Genomic DNA, 16,042 nt, shown 5'->3' with positions numbered 1-16,042 from the left:
GGTCGCGCGATCCGGAGTCGGATGGGTCAGTGGGTGAGGAGCTTCGACAGGAAGTCCTTCGCCCGCTCGGACTGCGGGTTCGTGAAGAACGACTCGGGGTCGGTGTCCTCGAGGATCTCTCCATCGGCCATGAAGACGACGCGATCGGCGGCCTTCCTGGCGAAGCCCATCTCGTGGGTGACGACGATCATGGTCATGCCCTCACCGGCGAGCTGCACCATGACGTCGAGGACCTCGTTGATCATCTCGGGGTCGAGGGCCGAGGTCGGTTCGTCGAACAGCATGACCTTCGGCTTCATCGCGAGGGCGCGGGCGATCGCCACGCGCTGCTGCTGCCCGCCGGACAACTGTGCCGGCAGCTTGTCGGCCTGTACGCCGATGCCGACGCGCTCGAGCAGCACCTTCGCCGCATCGTCGGCGTCGCGCTTCTTCTGCTTGCGCACCTTGATCGGGCCGAGGGTGACGTTCTCGCGGATCGTCTTGTGCGCGAACAGGTTGAACGACTGGAACACCATGCCGACGTCGGCGCGCAGCTCGGCGAGCTGCTTGCCCTCCTCCGGCAGCTTCTTGCCGTCGATCCGGATCTCCCCCGAGCTGATCGTCTCGAGCCGGTTGATCGTCCGGCAGAGGGTTGACTTGCCGGACCCGGACGGTCCGATCACGACGACGACCTCGCCCTTGTTGACGGTGAGGTTGATGTTCTTCAGGGCGTGGAACTCGCCGTAGTGCTTCTCGACGTTCTCCATGACGACGAGGGGCTCGCCGCGCCCTGCCTGGATCGGGTTGCTCGTGGTCTCGTATGCGCCGGCGGCACCATGCGAGGCTGCTGCATCGGGTTCCGTCGGGCCGGAGTTCGGGGACACTGTTGGCTCCATGTAACCCAAACTAGGTGACCGTGTGTTTCGTGCGCATGACGGAAGCGCTACGGTTACCGTTTCGTAACCTCGACGGCCGACGCCTCAGACGCTCAGGCGTGCTGCGCGAACGCGCTCTCGAAGACGCACACCGATGCCGCCGTGGCCAGGTTCATGCTCTCGGCACGGCCGTAGATCGGTACCGTAACCGCACGGTCGACGAGCTCGAGGTGCTCGTCGGTGAGTCCCCTGGCCTCGTTGCCGAACACCCATGCCGTCGGCTTCGCGAGCACGCCTTCCGACCGGGCCACGAGGAGGTCCTCGCCCTTGATGTCGGCCGCGAGCGTCTGCAGTCCCGCCGCACGGGCCCGTTCCAGCACGGCGGGCAGCTCGACACCGACCGCGACGGGCAGGTGGAAGAGCGACCCGGTCGTGGAGCGCACGACCTTCGGGTTGTAGAGGTCCACGGTCCGTCCGCTCAGGACGACGGCGTCCGCTCCGGCGGCGTCGGCGGCTCGGATGATCGTCCCGAGGTTGCCCGGATCCCGGACCTCCTCCAGGATGACGACGAGCTGCGGCTCCCCGGCGAAGATGTCTTTGATGGAGGTCGGGAACTGCTGCGCGACCGCGATGAACCCCTGCGGGGTGACGGTGTCGGCCATCGACTCGAGCACCTGCTCGGTGACGAACTCGACCTCGAGTCCCGCATCGGTGGCCGCGGCCCCGATGTCGGTGTAGCGCTCGAGAGCCGTCGGCGTCGCGTACAGCTCGAGGATCAGGTCGGGCCGGAACTGCAGGGCCTCCGACACCGCCTGTGGTCCTTCGAGGAGGAACAGGCCGGTCTCCTGTCTCGCCGGACGCTTGGCGAGTTTGGCGACGGAACGGACGCGCGGTGACCGCGGATTGTCAAGCACGCACCCATCCTATGGGTCGCACTCCGGACAGACGAAACGGCCCGATCCCTGGTGGGATCGGGCCGTTCGAACACGTCGTCCGGTCGGACGCAGGGCTTCCGACTACGCGGAGACCTTGGGTGCCGAGGTGTCGGCGGGCAGCGCGGCCTTGGCCGACGCGACGAGGGCCGCGAAGGTGGCGGGCTCGTGCACCGCGAGGTCCGCGAGGATTCGGCGGTCGACCTCGATCCCGGCGAGGCCGAGACCCTGGATGAAGCGGTTGTAGGTCATGCCGTTGGCACGCGAAGCCGCGTTGATGCGCTGGATCCAGAGGCGACGGAAGTCACCCTTGCGCGCACGACGGTCGCGGTACGAGTAGACGAGGGAGTGAGTGACCTGCTCCTTGGCCTTGCGGTACAGACGCGAACGCTGACCGCGGTAACCGGCGGCGCGCTCGAGGATGACGCGACGCTTCTTGTGAGCGTTGACCGCCCTTTTGACTCTTGCCATGTTCCTAGTTCCTTACGGGTAAACGGTCTAGCGACCGAGCAGCTTCTTCATGACCTTGGCGTCGGCGGGCGCCAGCACCTGGTCCTGGTTCAGGCGACGGGTGCGACGGCTGGACTTGCTCTCCAGGTTGTGTCGCATACCGGCCTGCTGCTTCATCAGCTTGCCGCTGCCGGTGACCTTGAATCGCTTCTTGGCCCCGGAGTGGGTCTTCTGCTTCGGCATGGGATTCCTCGTTTCTTATCGGTTCTCGTCGGTGGATGACTCCACCGGAGCAGCCTCGTCGGCTTCGTCGGCTTCAGCCGGACGTGCCTTGGATGCCGCACGTTGTGCGTTGGCTTCGGCTTTCGCCTCAGACTTGTTCTTGAGTGGACCGACGACCATCACCATGTTGCGACCGTCGACCATGGGGGTGGACTCGACGGTGCCCCACTCGGACACGTCCTCGGCGAACTTCTGGAGCAGGCGGACGCCCTGCTCTGGGCGGGACTGCTCGCGGCCGCGGAACTGGATCATGGCTTTCACCTTGTCACCGGCCTTGAGGAAGCCCTCGGCGCGCTTGCGCTTGGTCTCGTAGTCGTGCTGGTCGATCTTGAGGCGGAACCGGACCTCTTTGAGGATCGTGTTCGCCTGGTTGCGCCGGGCCTCTTTGGCCTTCTGCGCAGCCTCGTACTTGAACTTGCCGTAGTCCATGATCTTCGCGACGGGCGGCTTGGAGTTGGGTGCGACCTCGACGAGGTCGAGATCCGCTTCCTGCGCGAGGCGAAGGGCGACCTCGATTTTGACGACGCCGACCTGTTCTCCGCCGGGACCGACGAGTCGGACCTCCGGGACGCGGATACGGTCATTGGTACGGGGATCGCTGATGCGGAGCTCCTCTGACTGGGTGGGATGCCACGCGACCAGGTCCGATACCTGCGACGCGACGAAATCGGTTCACCACACACCCGTACCCTCCGTCGGTGTTCAGAACACCTGTCGGAAGGCACCACGCCCTGCTACCCGAAGCGGTGAAGCGACAGGCGGAGCGTGACAACCCGGTAACCTTGTGAAGCGGTCAAGCGCGGGTGGGAGAATCTCCTCTTTCGTACCGAGACATGTCTCGGAGCACCGCACGAGTCTAACAGAGGATCCACGTGAACAACACCACCAGCCCGTACGACCACGACGACGAGTCGGGAGGGGCCGATCAGGCCACCCGGGACATCGCCGACGTCCCCGCCGTCGAGGTCATCACCACCGCCGCCGTGCACCTCATGAGCGCTGCAGCGGTCAAGTGCGGCCTTGCGGACGCCCCCGACGCCCAGACGGACCTGGACGAGGCCCGCAAGCTCATCAACGCCCTCGCCGGGCTCATCACCGCGGGAGCCCCGGAGATCAGCGACATGCACGCCCGCTCGCTGCGCGACGGCCTGCGATCCCTGCAGCTCGCCTTCCGTGAGGCGTCCACCATCCAGGATCCCATCGGCAAGGGTCCCGGCGAGAAGTGGACCGGCCCGGTCACCTGATCGCAGCGCGGCGCTCCCCCTGGCCGATCAGTCGGCGGGGCGGAGCGACACCGCGAGCGAGTCGACGCGCGTCGCGATGACCTCGTCCGCGGCCCAGCGCTGAGCGAGCCGCGCCAGCACCGCGTCGAGCTCCTGCTGGGTCAGCCCCTGCAGCAGGCCGAGCTCGACCACGAGCTCGGACCCGGCGAGCTTCGCCTCCGGGTCTCCGGCTCGCAGGCGCACACTCACGACGGCGAGCTCCTGCTCGATCGACCGCTCGAACGCGTCGCGCACCAGCGCGTCCGCGAAGCTGGGCGTCCACGGCTGCGACTGCGCGATCGCCCACAGCGCGGGGCGGCGTACGGCGAACTCGGTGCTCGACGTCGGATCGAGGACCACGACGTCCGTCTGCTCGCTCGCGGCCGCCAGGGCGACCCGGACGCCGTCGGCAGGGATCGGCCTCGCCGTCCGATTCCACGCGGACATCGCCTGCACCGAGCTGAAGACCGGGAGCACGGTGCGGCCGTCCGGACCCGTCACGGTCACGATGGAGAGCTCCTGCGACTTGTCGACCAGCTGACCCTGCTCGTTCTCGCCGGCCTCACCCAGGTGGGCCACGAGCGGGATGAGCAGGCGGGAGTCCCGGAACGCGTCGACGACCTCGGCCTCGCCGACCTCGCCGGCCCGGAAGCGTCGCAGGGACTCGATCAGCCGCTCGGGCGCACTGCCGTCGTCACCGGAACTCGCGTTCGGCTGGAAGCTCCGACCCGCCCAGGGCTGGCCGGCCGAGTCGGCACCACCTGCTGCCGGGTGGGCATGCCCGTCTGAGGGACCGTGCCGGTCGGGCGCCGAGGATCCGTCAGCGGCCCGAGACATCCAGCGCCTCGGCCAGGGTGAACGCGCCGTTGTAGAGCGCCTTCCCGATGATGGCGCCCTCGAGCCCCAGGGGGACCAACTCGCGCAGCGCGACCAGGTCGTCGAGGCTCGAGATGCCGCCGGAGGCCACCACCGGCCGCTCCGTGCGCTCGAGCACCTGTCGGAGCAGGTCGATGTTCGGCCCCTGCATCGTGCCGTCCTTCGTGACGTCCGTCACGACGTAGCGTGCACAGCCAGCCTCCTCGAGGCGGTCGAGGACCGTCCACAGGTCGCCGGCGTCCTGGGTCCAGCCGCGAGCGGCGAGCGTCGTGCCACGGACGTCGAGGCCGACCGCGATCGCCTCGCCGTACTGGGCGATGACGCTCGCGGCCCACTCGGGGTTCTCGAGCGCCGCGGTCCCGAGGTTGACGCGCGCAACGCCCGTCTCGAGCGCCTGCTCGAGGGAGGCGTCGTCGCGGATGCCGCCCGACAGCTCGATGTTGACGCCGCGCGCCTTCGAGATGACCTTGCGGATGATCGACCGGTTGTCGCCACGACCGAACGCGGCGTCGAGGTCGACGAGGTGGATCCACTCCGCTCCCTGACGGGCCCAGTCCAGGGCTGCGTCGACGGGCTCACCGTAGTTCGTCTCCGAACCGGCCTCGCCGCGCGTCAACCGGACGGCCTTGCCGTCCACGATGTCGATCGCGGGGAGCAGCGTCAGTCCGGCCGTCGTGTTGAACTCGTTCATGATCCACCGTCTCTTCGGGAGCTGCGAGCCCCTCGGTTCCCGGCGCACAGCATGCCTCGCGGCACAAGCACCTGATCCTAGTCGGCTACAGGGTGCCGAGCCAGTTGGACAGCAGGCGGATACCGGCGTCGCCGGACTTCTCCGGGTGGAACTGCGTCGCCGACAGCGGACCGTTCTCGACGGCTGCGAGGAACGGCACGCCGTGCGTCGCCCAGGTGAGGCGCGGCTCGGGGAACGGCGGCATGACCTCGAGGGTCCACTGCTGTGCGGCATAGGAGTGGACGAAGTAGAAGCGCTCGTCGGCGAGGCCGTCGAAGAGCACGGACCCTGCGTCCGGCGACACCGTGTTCCAGCCCATGTGCGGCAGGACGGGCGCTTCGAGTTCCGTGACCGCACCGGGCCACTCCCCCAGACCGTCGGCCTCGGACCCGCGCTCCACGCCACGCTCGAACATGACCTGCATCCCCACGCAGATGCCGAGGACCGGACGCCCTCCCGCGAGACGGCGGTCGATGACCTCGTCGCCGTGGGAGGAACGGAGTGCGCCGATCACCGCGTCGAAGGCACCGACACCTGGCACGACGAGACCGTCGGCGGCCTGAGCCGCCTGACGGTCGCCCGTCAGCACGACGTCTGCGCCGGCGAGCTCGAGGGCCTTGACGGCGGAGTGCACGTTGCCGGAGCCGTAGTCGAGGACGACCACCGACGGGCGTGCACTCACAACGCGCCCTTCGTCGACGGGATGCCCTGGACCAGCGGGTCGAATGCCTTCGCCTGCCGGAAGGCCCGCGCGAACGCCTTGAACTCCGCTTCGGCGATGTGGTGCGGATCGCGTCCGCCGAGGACGTTCACGTGCACGGTGAGGCCCGCGTTGAAGGTGATCGCCTCGAAGACGTGACGCACCATCGAACCCGTGAAGTGCCCACCGATCAGGTGGAACTCGAATCCGGCCGGTTCCCCGCCGTGCACGAGGTACGGACGACCGGAGATGTCGACGACGGCCTGCACGAGGGCCTCGTCGAGCGGGACCAGTGCGTCGCCGTACCGGGAGATGCCGGCCTTGTCGCCGAGCGCCTGACGGATCGCCTGGCCCAGGACGATCCCGACGTCCTCGACCGTGTGGTGGACGTCGATGTCGACATCGCCCGTCGCCCGGACGGTCAGGTCGGTCAGCGAGTGCTTCGCGAAGGCCGTGAGCAGGTGGTCGTAGAACGGGACGGAGGTCTCGATGCTGCTCGTGCCGGTGCCGTCGAGGTCCAGTTCCAGCTCGATGCTGGATTCGCTCGTCGCGCGCTGGATCCGGGCCGTGCGCTGCTGGGTGGTCATAGGATCCAGTGTATCGAGCGCACCGAAGCTGCACGCCGTGTGTCGACGGGGGTGGATCGTCGCGTCATCCGGCTGCACCGGGCTCTGCCGACGCCTATCGTTGAGAGGTCATGACTTCCACACCCAGCATCGCCCCGGCCGTCCCACTCGACCAGGCGGAGATCGCCGCTCTCCGTGAACGGTTCCCGATCCTCGCCCGGGAGATGAACGGACACCCGCTCGTCTATCTGGACTCCGGCGCCACCTCGCAACGCCCGATCGAGGTCATCGACGCGGAGCGCGACTACGCGACGCACCGGAACGCCGCCGTCCACCGTGGCGCCCACCTCCTGGCCGCCGAGGCGACGGAGCTCTTCGAGGACGCGCGCGCGACCGTCGCCGCGTTCATCGGTGCCGACGAGCGGGAACTCGTCTGGACCTCCGGCGCGACCGCAGCCCTCAACCTCATCGCCGGGGCCATCGGGAATGCGAGCGCCGGCCTCGGTGGTGCTGCCGCCGAGCGGTTCCGCCTCGGCCCAGGCGACGAGATCGTCGTCACGGAACTCGAACACCACGCGAACCTCATCCCCTGGCAGCAACTCGCCGCACGCACCGGTGCGACCCTCCGTCACCTGCCGGTCGACGACCACGGCGTGCTGCGTCTCGACGCCGCAGGCGACGTCATCGGCGAACGCACGCGCATCATCGCGTTCGCACACGTGTCCAACGTCACCGGGGCGATCGCGCCGGTCTCCGAGCTCGTCGCCCTCGCCGAACGCGTCGGCGCGCTGACCGTGCTCGACGCCTGCCAGTCCGTCCCGCACCTGCCCGTCGACGTCGCGTCCCTCGGCGTCGACTTCCTCGTGTTCTCCGGTCACAAGATGCTCGGTCCGAACGGCATCGGGGCCCTGTGGGGTCGCCGCCGGCTGCTCGACGCCCTTCCCCCCTTCCTCACCGGCGGGTCGATGATCACGACCGTCACACTCGACGGCGCGGAGTTCCTGCCCGCCCCGCAACGGTTCGAGGCCGGGACCCAGCCGGTGTCGCAGGCGATCGCCCTCGCGAGCGCCGTCCGGTTCCTGCAAGCGGTCGGCATGGACCGTGTCCACGCCACCGAGGCGGCCTACGGACAGCGTCTCGCGGCCGGACTCGCCGCCACCCCCGGCGCCACGCTCGTCGGCCCGCCGCCCGGGACACCTCGCGCCGGGCTGGCGAGCTTCGACCTCGCCGGTGTGCACGCTCACGACGTCGGTCAGTTCTTCGACGATCGCGGCATCGCGGTCCGCGTCGGTCACCACTGCGCACAACCACTCCACCGCCGATTGGGGCTCACCGCGTCCACCCGCGCCAGCAGCTACCTCTACACGACGGAGGCCGAGATCGACGCCTTCCTCGAGGCGGCCACCCTCGTCGGTCCGTTCTTCGGGGTGTCCCGGTGAGCGGCCTGGAAAGCCTCTACCAGGAGCTCATCCTCGACCACGCCCGCCAGCGTCACGGCTTCGGCTTGCGGGACGCGGCCGCCGCCGAGTCGCATCAGCTCAACCCCACCTGCGGCGACGAGGTCACCCTGCAGCTCCATCCCGGGCCCGACGGTCGTCTCGCACCGATCGCCTGGGAGGGACACGGCTGCTCGATCTCGCAGGCGTCGAGTTCCTGCCTGAGCGACCTCGCGGCAGGCCTCACCCCGGCCGAGCTCGAGGCTCTGATCGACGAGTTCCGCACGGTGATCCGTTCGCGGGGCACGCTCGAGTTCGACGAGGAACGGTTCGGAGACGCCGCGGCGTTCAGTGGCGTCTCGCGCTACATCGCGCGCGTCAAGTGCGCCATGCTCCCATGGGTCGCGGCCGAGGAGGCCATCTCCCGCCTGCCGTGAGCGGCGCGCCACCTCCGCCCCGCCGATGGCCTGGTCAGGCGGGGCTGATCGCCGCCAGGGCTTCGAGGAACGCGGTCGTCTCCGCTTCGGTGCCCGCGGTGACCCGGAGGTGGTTCGGGATGCCGACGTCGCGGATGAGGATCCCCCGCGCGAAGAGCGCCTCGAACGCCGCGTGCGGATCGGCGACGCCGCCGAACAGGACGAAGTTGGATCCGCTCCGCTTCGGGTCGTAGCCGAGACGCGCGAGCTCGACGACGAGACGATCGCGCTGGGTCCGGATGTCGTCGACCATCGCCAGCATCTCGTCGGCGTGCCGCAGTGCGGCGGTCGCGGCCGCCTGCGTCAGGGCGCTCAGGTGATACGGGAGCCGGACGAGTCTCAGCGCGTCGACGACCGCGGGGTCGGCGGCGAGGTACCCGAGGCGGACCCCGGCGAAGGCGAAGGCCTTGCTCATCGTCCTGGAGACGATCAGGCGCGGACGCCCCTCCAGCAGGGTGAGCGCGCTCGCCTCGTCGTCGGGTGCGAACTCCGCGTACGCTTCGTCGACGATCACCATGCCCCGCGACGCCTCGTACACCGCGGTGACGGTCTCGAGCGACAACGGTGTCCCGGTGGGGTTGTTCGGCGAGCAGAGGAACACGAGGTCGGGATCCGCCTCGGCCACCTGACGCGCGGCGGTCTCGGGCGAGAGCTCGAACTCGGCGTCGCGCGTCGCGGGGATCCACCTGGTGCCGACGCCGGCGGCCAGGAGCGGATACATCGAGTACGTCGGCGTGAACCCGAGGAGCGATCGCCCGGGACCGCCGAAGGCCTGCAGGATGTGCTGCAGCACTTCGTTCGAGCCGTTCCCCGCCCAGATCTGCTCCGGGGTCACCCCGTGGCCCAGGTATCCCGCCAGCGCCTCCCGGAGTTCCGTGAACTCGCGATCGGGGTACCGGTTCACCGTGAGGACCGCCGACGCGAGCGAGGCGACGATGTCGTGCGCGACCGCTTCAGGGATGGGGTGCGTGTTCTCGTTGACGTTGAGCGCCACCGGCACCAGGGCCTGGGGAGCGCCGTACGGGCGCTGTCCTCGGAGGTCGTCGCGGATGGGGAGGTCGTCGAGAGCGGTCACCCCACAATGCTAGCCACTCCGACCAGCGCGCTCACTCCGCCTGGCGCTCCCGACGAAGGACCTCGTGGCGGGGGCTCGCCGGGTTCAACAGCGAGTGGCGTCGCCCGTAGGCGAAGTAGACGATGAGACCGATCACGAGCCAGACCCCGAACCGTAGCCAGGTCTCCCAGTGCAGCTGCAGGATCAGGAAGCCGGACGCCAGGACGCCGAACGCCGGGACGAACGGCATCAACGGCAACCGGAAGGAGCGGGGCTCATCCGGCTTCGTGTACCGGAACACGATCACCGACACGCAGACCACGATGAAGGCGGCCAGGATGCCGATGTTCGTGAGGTCGGCGACCTGCTTGATCGGGAACACACCGGCGAAGACGGCTGCCGCGCCGCCGGCGATCCAGGTCACCCGCTGCGGCACGCCTCGCCGGTCCGTGCGCGAGAACCATCGCGGCAGGAGACCGTCGCGACTCATCGAGAACCACACGCGGGTGACGCCCAACAGGAACGTCAGCATCACGGTGAGGATCGACAGGACGGCGAAGACGGAGATGATCGTCGCGACCACGGGCAGACCGACGCTCTGGAACGCCGATGCGAACCCGGCCGTGGGGTCGATGTCGGTGTAGTTCTGCATGCCGGTCAGGACGAGGGTGGCCGCGACGTACAGGAGCATCGCGATGATGAGGGAGAGGATGATCGCCTTCGGCATGTGCTTCTTGCCGTCCTTCGCCTCCTCGGCAGCCGTACTCATCGCGTCGTATCCGAAGACCGCGAAGAAGACCGTCGCGGCACCGGCGAACACCGGCCCGAAACCGCTCGGGAGGAACGGATCGTAGTTCTCTCCGTCGATGTAGAAGACACCGAGGCCGATGATGAACAGGATGAGCAGGACCTTGATCCCGACCGCGACGAGCTCGAATCGACCGAAGGCCTTCGTCCCGCGGCTCAGGATGAAGGTCACGAGGAGACAGACGAAGATGGCGGGGAGATTGACGAGGCCGCCCTTCCCCTCGTCGGCGGTCGAGGTCATCCAGTCCGGCATGTGGATGCCGATGCCGGACAGGAAGGCGTCGAAGTAGCCGGAGATCCCGATCGCGACCACCGCGACGATCGCGATGTACTCGAGCAACAGGTCCCAGCCGATGAACCAGCCGATGACCTCGCCGAGCGCCACATACCCGTAGGTGTAGGCGGACCCGGCTCTCGGGATCATGCCGGCGAACTCCGCGTACGACAACGCCGCGGCCGCGGAGGCGAGACCGGCGATCAGGAAGGAGAAGAGGACCGCCGGCCCGACAGCGGGCGAGGTCTCGCTCCCGTGAGCGACGAGTCCGGCGAGGGAGAAGATCCCCACCCCGATGATGCCACCGACCCCGATGGCCGTGAGTTGCCAGAGCCCGAGGCTCTTGAACAGCTTCGAACCGGAGGTCTCATCCTCGATCTCCGCGATCGGCTTCTTCCGCAGCAGCGAGCGGCTCCGATCGTCTGTACTCATGCTTACCTCCGACGATGCTGCGGGCGTCGTTGCACCGCGTCATCGACGATAGCTGAGAACCAGCGCGGAGAGACCCGCCGATTGTCGGCCTACTCGGCCGCGTACCGGTGCGGGATCGCCAGTCGCTGCCCCGGCTCGACACCGGCGGTGCTGAGCTGGTTGAGGTTCATGATCTCGGCGATGACGTCGCGCGGGTCGGCGTCGGGCGCGATGGACTCGGCCAGCTGCCAGAGCGACTCGCCCGGGTCGACCGTGATGTACGTGAACGTGGCTCCCGCCGCCGTGTTGGCCGCGGCACCGCCTGCGGAGAGTCCGACGACCGCGACGCCGATGACCAGCGGGATGGCGGCGAGCGTGGTGAAGACGACACGACCGCGCTTCGTCAGGCGGAGTCGGCGTGTAGACGGTGCGTCTGACGTCGGTACCTGCGCCGTCCGTGCGGGAAGCGCCCGGTGGGACCCGATCAGTGCTGCGCTCATGTCAACCCTCCAAGAGTGTGCTCATCGTGTGATGAGGACTCGTATCCGACACTCGGTCAGGAGTGCCGGATACGAACCTGTGTTCCGAATATATCTTCGATTGTTCGAATACTCAACCCTGTCTTCGTACCTGAGGCGCGCGGGATCGGCGACACGCTCGAACAGATGTTTGTCTGGACGAGCTGGTGCGGATACAGTTTCGAGTGTTGGAAGCAGTACACCACCACCCACCGACATCGGTCACCGACAGCCGATCAGGGCAGGAGCGAAGATGGCAGCGAACACGGCGGGCGACGGAGCCCGGGAGCGCCAGATCGGCGGCACCCGGCGACGGAAGAGCCTGAGCGACAAGCAGCTGGCGATCCTCGACGTCATCCAGCGTTCGGTCTCACAGCGCGGATATCCGCCGAGCATGCGCGAGATCGGCGACGCCGTCGGGCTCGCCTCCCTGTCGAGTGTCACGCACCAACTCGGACAGCTCGAACTCAGCGGATACCTCCGACGCGATCCCAACCGTCCCCGCGCCATCGAGGTGCTCATCGACCTGCCGAGCGCCGTCGAGGGCAGCGACCCCGACTCCGCTCCCCCGGTCGGCGACGCAGCCATGGTCCCGCTCGTCGGTCGCATCGCCGCCGGCATCCCGATCACGGCCGAGCAGCAGGTCGAGGAGATCTTCCCCCTGCCGCGTCAGCTGGTCGGCAAGGGCAGTCTGTTCATGCTGAAGGTCGTCGGCGACTCGATGGTCGACGCCGCGATCTGCGACGGCGACTGGGTCGTCATCCGCGAGCAGAAGACCGCCGAGAACGGCGAGATCGTCGCGGCCATGCTCGACGAGGAGGCGACCGTGAAGGTGTTCCGCCAGCGCGACGGCCACACCTGGCTGCTCCCCCGGAACTCGGCCTTCGAACCGATCCTCGGCGACCACGCCGAGGTCCTCGGCAAGGTCGTCGCCGTGCTCCGGACGGTCTGACCGACCGGACCACTCCGCGACACCGACGAGGGCCGGGACGATCCGTGGATCGTGCCGGCCCTCGTCCGTGCCGGACCGACGACGTCAGCCGGTCGCACCGACTCGTGCGCGGACGACGCGCGTGGCCTCGACGATGTTGGTGAGGGAGGCGACCGTCTCCTCGTACCCTCGCGTCTTGAGCCCGCAGTCCGGGTTCACCCAGACCTGGCGCTGCGGGATCCCCTCCAGCGCGATCTCGAGCAACGCGGTCACCTCCGCGACGCTCGGCACCCGAGGCGAGTGGATGTCGTAGACGCCCGGGCCGATGCCGTGGTCGAAACCACTCGCCCGAATGTCGGACACGACCTCCATCCGCGACCGAGCCGCCTCGATGCTCGTCACGTCGGCGTCCAGACGCCGGATCGCGTCGATCACCACCCCGAACTCCGAGTAACAGAGGTGGGTGTGGATCTGGGTCTCGGCGCGCACGCCCGCGGTCGCCAGCCGGAACGAACCGACCGACCAGTCGAGGTACCGCCCCTGGTCCGCCCGCCGGAGCGGGAGCAGCTCGCGGAGGGCGGGTTCGTCGACCTGGATGATGCGGATGCCGGCCCGCTCCAGGTCGGCGATCTCGTCACGCAGGGCGAGGGCGACCTGGTTCGCCGTCTCGGCGAGCGGTTGGTCGTCGCGCACGAACGACCACGCGAGGATCGTCACCGGGCCCGTGAGCATGCCCTTCACCGGCTTGGTGGTCAACGACTGCGTGTAGGCCGACCACTCGACCGTGATCGGCGCCGGTCGCGAGACGTCCCCCCACAGGATCGACGGACGGGTGCACCGTGAACCGTAGGACTGCACCCAGCCGTGCTCCGTCACGGCGAAGCCGTCGAGGTGTTCGGCGAAGTACTGGACCATGTCGTTGCGCTCGGGCTCGCCGTGGACGACGACGTCGATCCCCAGATCCTCCTGCAGCGCCACGACGCGCCCGATCTCCGCGCGCATCGTCGCGACGTAGGCCTCCTCGTCGAGTGTCCCTGCGACCCGCTGTGCGCGGGCGCGACGGATGTCCCCGGTCTGCGGGAACGAGCCGATCGTCGTCGTCGGGAGGAACGGCAGGCCGAGCGCCTGCTCCTGCGCCGTTGCGCGCTCCTGGTAGTCGTCCCGCGTGAAGTCCGCTGGCGCGAGCGCCGCCGTCCGTGCGCGGATGGTGGTATCGACGACCCCGGGCGCGGCCAGCCGATCGTCGAGCGCGGCCGACGCTGCCGTGAGCTCGGTCGCGATGGACGCACGCCCCCGGGTGAGGCCGCGTGCGAGGACCGCGATCTGATCCACCTTCTGGTCGGCGAAGGCGAGCCAGCTCCGGAGACGGGGGTCGAGCTTCGTCTCCACCGACACGTCGTGCGGGACGTGCAGGAGGGACGTCGAGGTGGACACCGCGAGCTGCGGGAAGCGCTCCGCCGCGCGCGCCAGGAGATCGGCCGCGGCTGCCAGGTCGCCGCGCCACACGTTGTGGCCGTCGATCACTCCCGCGACGACGGTCTTCGTGGCGAGTCCGGGTGACGAGTCCGGCAGGCCTCCTCGGACGAGGTCGACACCGACGGCCTCGACCCCCGAGTCGGCGAGCACCGGGAGGGCGTCGCCCAAGGCACCGTAGGGAGCCGCGACGAAGATCGCCGGGCGGTCCGACACGGCGGACAGGACGCTCGTCGATCGTTCGAGCGCCGCGAGGACCGTCGACCTCGGCACGTCGAACGTCTCCGACACCAGTGCGGGTTCGTCGAGCTGTACCCAGGGCGCGCCGGCAGCGGCGAGGCGCTGGAGGAGTTCCGCGTAGACGGGCAGCAACGCCTCCAGTCGATCGATCGGGGCGAATCCCGCTGAGGCCCCCTCGGCCGCCTTGGACAGCAGCAGGAACGTCACGGGGCCCACGATGACCGGCCGCGTCACGTACCCCTCGGCGAGGCCCTCGCGGAACTGCTCGATCACCCGGTCGTCGGAGAGCGCGAACGGCGTCGACTCGCCGATCTCCGGGACGAGGTAGTGGTAGTTCGAGTCGAACCACTTCGTCATCTCGAGCGGGGCGAGGTCGCCGGCGCCACGAGCGATCGTGAACGCCCCGGCGAGGTCGACCCGACCGTCGGCCCCGACGAGCGACGAGAAGCGCTCCGGGACGGCACCGACGGTGAGCGCGGCGTCCAGGACCTGGTCGTAGAACGAGAAGCTCTCGGGGATCGCGGCGTTCGTCGGGTCGAGGCCGAGCCCCGCGAGGCGGGCACGCGTGGCGGCGCGCAGCTCGGCGGCCGTCCGCTCGAGCGCCTCGGCGTCGATCCGGCCGGCCCAGAAGGACTCGACGGCGCGCTTCAACTCCCGGTTCGGCCCGATGCGCGGGTAGCCGAGGATGGTGCCGGCGGGGAATGCGGAGGTGGGGTTCATCGTGCGTCCTTGCTGGTGAGTGGATCGGGGATGGGATGACGGACCGGTCGGTCGCCTGGTACGGGGATGCCGGCACGGTGCAACACGTCGAGCACTGTCCGATGCTGGTTGAAGGCGTAGAGGTGGACGCCCGGCGCGCCGCCCGCGACGACGTCGCGGATGAGCCTCGCGGAGTAGTCGGTGCCGATGTCGATCCGTCCCGCTTCGTCCGGCTCGACCTCGAGCGCGATGGCCAGGTCGCTCGGCAGCGCCTCGCCGCTGAGCTCGAGCACCCGACGCAACCGCGCCGGACTCGTGATGGGCATCACGCCCGGCAGGATGGGCATGGTGACGCCGTGACGTCTCGCGCGTTCGACGAAGGCGAGGTAATCGTCGGCGTGGAAGAAGAGCTGGGTGATGGCGAGCGTCGCCCCAGCCGCCTGCTTGGCCAACAGGGTGTCGAGGTCCTGCGTCGTCGACCGCGACCGCGGGTGTCCGTTGGGGAACGCGGCGACCGCGATCCGCGGCCGATGGCGTCGCCCGAGCTGCACCGCGCCCGGGAGGCCGACCAGCGACCCCTCGGCGTAGGGCTCGTGCTCGGCACTGACCCGGCCGATGAGCTGCACGAGTTCCGCGGCACTCCCCAGATCACCGAGGAAGGCGTCGCCCTCGACGGCTCCGGCGGGCGGGTCGCCGCGGAGCGCGAGGAAACTGTGCACCCCGGCATCGAGGAAGTCCTTGATGAGTCGGCTGGCCTGGGCGTGCGTCGACCCGACGCAGGTGAGGTGGGCCATCGGGTCCACCGAGGTCGACGTCCGGATGCTCCGCAGCACGTCCAGGCTCGCCGTTCGCGAGGAACCACCGGCGCCGAAGGTCACCGAGATGAACTCCGGGCCGGCGGCGGCCAGGTGCTCGACCGTCCGTGCGAGCGCGACGCCGCCGTCGAGTGTCTTGGGCGGGTACAGCTCGAAGGAGAAGGGGGTACGCCCGGGACAGGCGGGCTCCGTCATGGTCATGGGGTCTCGTCTCGGTGGCAGCGGATCGAGAGCCGGCGACCACGCAGCACGCAGC

General features: G+C 69.0%; 18 protein-coding genes. 4 read left to right on the top strand and 14 right to left on the bottom strand.

Annotated features, from left to right (window positions below; genetic code table 11):
• Positions 1–26: 26 nt before the first annotated feature.
• The 5 genes from RWN05_RS15755 to infC form a co-directional block, all read right to left on the bottom strand.
• Positions 27–746 (bottom strand): amino acid ABC transporter ATP-binding protein, encoded by a 720-nt coding sequence (locus RWN05_RS15755; protein ID WP_314140256.1) that lies wholly within the window; start codon positions 744–746, stop codon positions 27–29.
• Between the two features lie 221 nt (positions 747–967).
• Positions 968–1,768 (bottom strand): RNA methyltransferase, encoded by an 801-nt coding sequence (locus RWN05_RS15750; RefSeq protein ID WP_064294421.1) that lies wholly within the window; start codon positions 1,766–1,768, stop codon positions 968–970.
• Between the two features lie 102 nt (positions 1,769–1,870).
• Complete coding sequence (rplT, locus tag RWN05_RS15745) at positions 1,871–2,257, bottom strand: 50S ribosomal protein L20 (protein ID WP_064294422.1); 387 nt, start codon at positions 2,255–2,257, stop codon at positions 1,871–1,873.
• Positions 2,258–2,284: 27 nt separating this feature from the next.
• Entirely contained in the window at positions 2,285–2,479 is a 195-nt protein-coding gene (gene rpmI / locus RWN05_RS15740) for a 50S ribosomal protein L35 (RefSeq protein ID WP_056012069.1), read from the bottom strand.
• A gap of 15 nt (positions 2,480–2,494) precedes the next feature.
• A complete protein-coding gene (gene infC, locus RWN05_RS15735; protein WP_231884288.1) occupies positions 2,495–3,094 on the bottom strand; it encodes a translation initiation factor IF-3 in 600 nt (199 codons plus the stop codon).
• A gap of 296 nt (positions 3,095–3,390) precedes the next feature.
• On the opposite strand from infC, the gene RWN05_RS15730 reads away from it, so the two are divergent.
• Positions 3,391–3,762: a DUF1844 domain-containing protein gene (locus RWN05_RS15730; protein WP_056012072.1), complete on the top strand. Its 372-nt coding sequence runs from the start codon at positions 3,391–3,393 to the stop codon at positions 3,760–3,762.
• A 27-nt stretch (positions 3,763–3,789) separates the two neighbouring features.
• On the opposite strand, the gene RWN05_RS15725 is transcribed toward RWN05_RS15730, so the two are convergent.
• The 4 genes from RWN05_RS15725 to hisB all read right to left on the bottom strand — a co-directional run bounded on the left by RWN05_RS15725 (position 3,790) and on the right by hisB (position 6,673).
• A complete protein-coding gene (locus RWN05_RS15725; protein WP_314140243.1) occupies positions 3,790–4,617 on the bottom strand; it encodes an SseB family protein in 828 nt (275 codons plus the stop codon).
• The gene (gene priA, locus RWN05_RS15720; protein ID WP_064294425.1) at positions 4,601–5,347 is read right to left on the bottom strand and encodes a bifunctional 1-(5-phosphoribosyl)-5-((5-phosphoribosylamino)methylideneamino)imidazole-4-carboxamide isomerase/phosphoribosylanthranilate isomerase PriA; all 747 of its coding nucleotides are present in this window, start codon (positions 5,345–5,347) and stop codon (positions 4,601–4,603) included. The genes RWN05_RS15725 and priA overlap by 17 nt, the downstream gene beginning before the upstream one ends.
• Before the next feature lie 85 nt (positions 5,348–5,432).
• Positions 5,433–6,068: an imidazole glycerol phosphate synthase subunit HisH gene (gene hisH / locus RWN05_RS15715; RefSeq protein ID WP_071262295.1), complete on the bottom strand. Its 636-nt coding sequence runs from the start codon at positions 6,066–6,068 to the stop codon at positions 5,433–5,435.
• On the bottom strand, positions 6,065–6,673 hold the full coding sequence (gene hisB, locus RWN05_RS15710; RefSeq protein ID WP_064294427.1) for an imidazoleglycerol-phosphate dehydratase HisB: 609 nt from the start codon (positions 6,671–6,673) through the stop codon (positions 6,065–6,067). Before hisB ends, hisH begins: the two co-directional genes overlap by 4 nt.
• Before the next feature lie 110 nt (positions 6,674–6,783).
• Between hisB and RWN05_RS15705 the strand changes: the two genes are divergently transcribed.
• Both RWN05_RS15705 and sufU read left to right on the top strand, forming a co-directional pair.
• The gene (locus RWN05_RS15705; RefSeq protein ID WP_314140241.1) at positions 6,784–8,091 is read left to right on the top strand and encodes a SufS family cysteine desulfurase; all 1,308 of its coding nucleotides are present in this window, start codon (positions 6,784–6,786) and stop codon (positions 8,089–8,091) included.
• Positions 8,088–8,525: a Fe-S cluster assembly sulfur transfer protein SufU gene (gene sufU / locus RWN05_RS15700; RefSeq protein WP_314140240.1), complete on the top strand. Its 438-nt coding sequence runs from the start codon at positions 8,088–8,090 to the stop codon at positions 8,523–8,525. Before RWN05_RS15705 ends, sufU begins: the two co-directional genes overlap by 4 nt.
• A 34-nt stretch (positions 8,526–8,559) precedes the next feature.
• Here the strand turns inward: sufU and RWN05_RS15695 are convergent, their stop codons facing one another.
• The 3 genes from RWN05_RS15695 to RWN05_RS15685 all read right to left on the bottom strand — a co-directional run bounded on the left by RWN05_RS15695 (position 8,560) and on the right by RWN05_RS15685 (position 11,610).
• Positions 8,560–9,639 (bottom strand): histidinol-phosphate transaminase, encoded by a 1,080-nt coding sequence (locus tag RWN05_RS15695; protein ID WP_071262297.1) that lies wholly within the window; start codon positions 9,637–9,639, stop codon positions 8,560–8,562.
• A gap of 31 nt (positions 9,640–9,670) precedes the next feature.
• A complete protein-coding gene (locus RWN05_RS15690; protein WP_314140239.1) occupies positions 9,671–11,131 on the bottom strand; it encodes an amino acid permease in 1,461 nt (486 codons plus the stop codon).
• Positions 11,132–11,220: 89 nt separating this feature from the next.
• Entirely contained in the window at positions 11,221–11,610 is a 390-nt protein-coding gene (locus tag RWN05_RS15685) for a LysM peptidoglycan-binding domain-containing protein (RefSeq protein ID WP_314140238.1), read from the bottom strand.
• Positions 11,611–11,881: 271 nt separating this feature from the next.
• On the opposite strand from RWN05_RS15685, the gene lexA reads away from it, so the two are divergent.
• Positions 11,882–12,580 (top strand): transcriptional repressor LexA, encoded by a 699-nt coding sequence (gene lexA, locus RWN05_RS15680; RefSeq protein WP_071262299.1) that lies wholly within the window; start codon positions 11,882–11,884, stop codon positions 12,578–12,580.
• A gap of 84 nt (positions 12,581–12,664) precedes the next feature.
• Here lexA and metE read toward each other — a convergent pair whose 3' ends face one another.
• Together metE and RWN05_RS15670 are read right to left on the bottom strand one after the other, a co-directional pair.
• On the bottom strand, positions 12,665–14,992 hold the full coding sequence (metE, locus tag RWN05_RS15675) for a 5-methyltetrahydropteroyltriglutamate--homocysteine S-methyltransferase (protein WP_314140237.1): 2,328 nt from the start codon (positions 14,990–14,992) through the stop codon (positions 12,665–12,667).
• The gene (locus RWN05_RS15670) at positions 14,989–15,987 is read right to left on the bottom strand and encodes a methylenetetrahydrofolate reductase (protein ID WP_314140236.1); all 999 of its coding nucleotides are present in this window, start codon (positions 15,985–15,987) and stop codon (positions 14,989–14,991) included. Before RWN05_RS15670 ends, metE begins: the two co-directional genes overlap by 4 nt.
• Positions 15,988–16,042: the final 55 nt, after the last annotated feature.

The organism is uncultured Plantibacter sp. (genome assembly GCF_963518075.1).
Classification (GTDB): domain Bacteria; phylum Actinomycetota; class Actinomycetes; order Actinomycetales; family Microbacteriaceae; genus Plantibacter; species Plantibacter flavus_A.
Note: the sequence above shows the minus strand (reverse complement) of the source record. Positions and strands in the feature narration are given on the sequence as shown.

Coding starts and splice junctions, on each gene's coding strand:
- metE (WP_314140237.1), bottom strand. CDS start 14,992: ATGAACCCCACCTCCGCATTCCCCGCCGGCACCATCCTCGGCTACCCG.
- rpmI (WP_056012069.1), bottom strand. CDS start 2,479: ATGCCGAAGCAGAAGACCCACTCCGGGGCCAAGAAGCGATTCAAGGTC.
- hisB (WP_064294427.1), bottom strand. CDS start 6,673: ATGACCACCCAGCAGCGCACGGCCCGGATCCAGCGCGCGACGAGCGAA.
- priA (WP_064294425.1), bottom strand. CDS start 5,347: ATGAACGAGTTCAACACGACGGCCGGACTGACGCTGCTCCCCGCGATC.
- RWN05_RS15670 (WP_314140236.1), bottom strand. CDS start 15,987: ATGACCATGACGGAGCCCGCCTGTCCCGGGCGTACCCCCTTCTCCTTC.
- RWN05_RS15725 (WP_314140243.1), bottom strand. CDS start 4,617: ATGTCTCGGGCCGCTGACGGATCCTCGGCGCCCGACCGGCACGGTCCC.
- lexA (WP_071262299.1), top strand. CDS start 11,882: ATGGCAGCGAACACGGCGGGCGACGGAGCCCGGGAGCGCCAGATCGGC.
- RWN05_RS15685 (WP_314140238.1), bottom strand. CDS start 11,610: ATGAGCGCAGCACTGATCGGGTCCCACCGGGCGCTTCCCGCACGGACG.
- RWN05_RS15705 (WP_314140241.1), top strand. CDS start 6,784: ATGACTTCCACACCCAGCATCGCCCCGGCCGTCCCACTCGACCAGGCG.
- RWN05_RS15690 (WP_314140239.1), bottom strand. CDS start 11,131: ATGAGTACAGACGATCGGAGCCGCTCGCTGCTGCGGAAGAAGCCGATC.
- rplT (WP_064294422.1), bottom strand. CDS start 2,257: ATGGCAAGAGTCAAAAGGGCGGTCAACGCTCACAAGAAGCGTCGCGTC.
- RWN05_RS15755 (WP_314140256.1), bottom strand. CDS start 746: ATGGAGAACGTCGAGAAGCACTACGGCGAGTTCCACGCCCTGAAGAAC.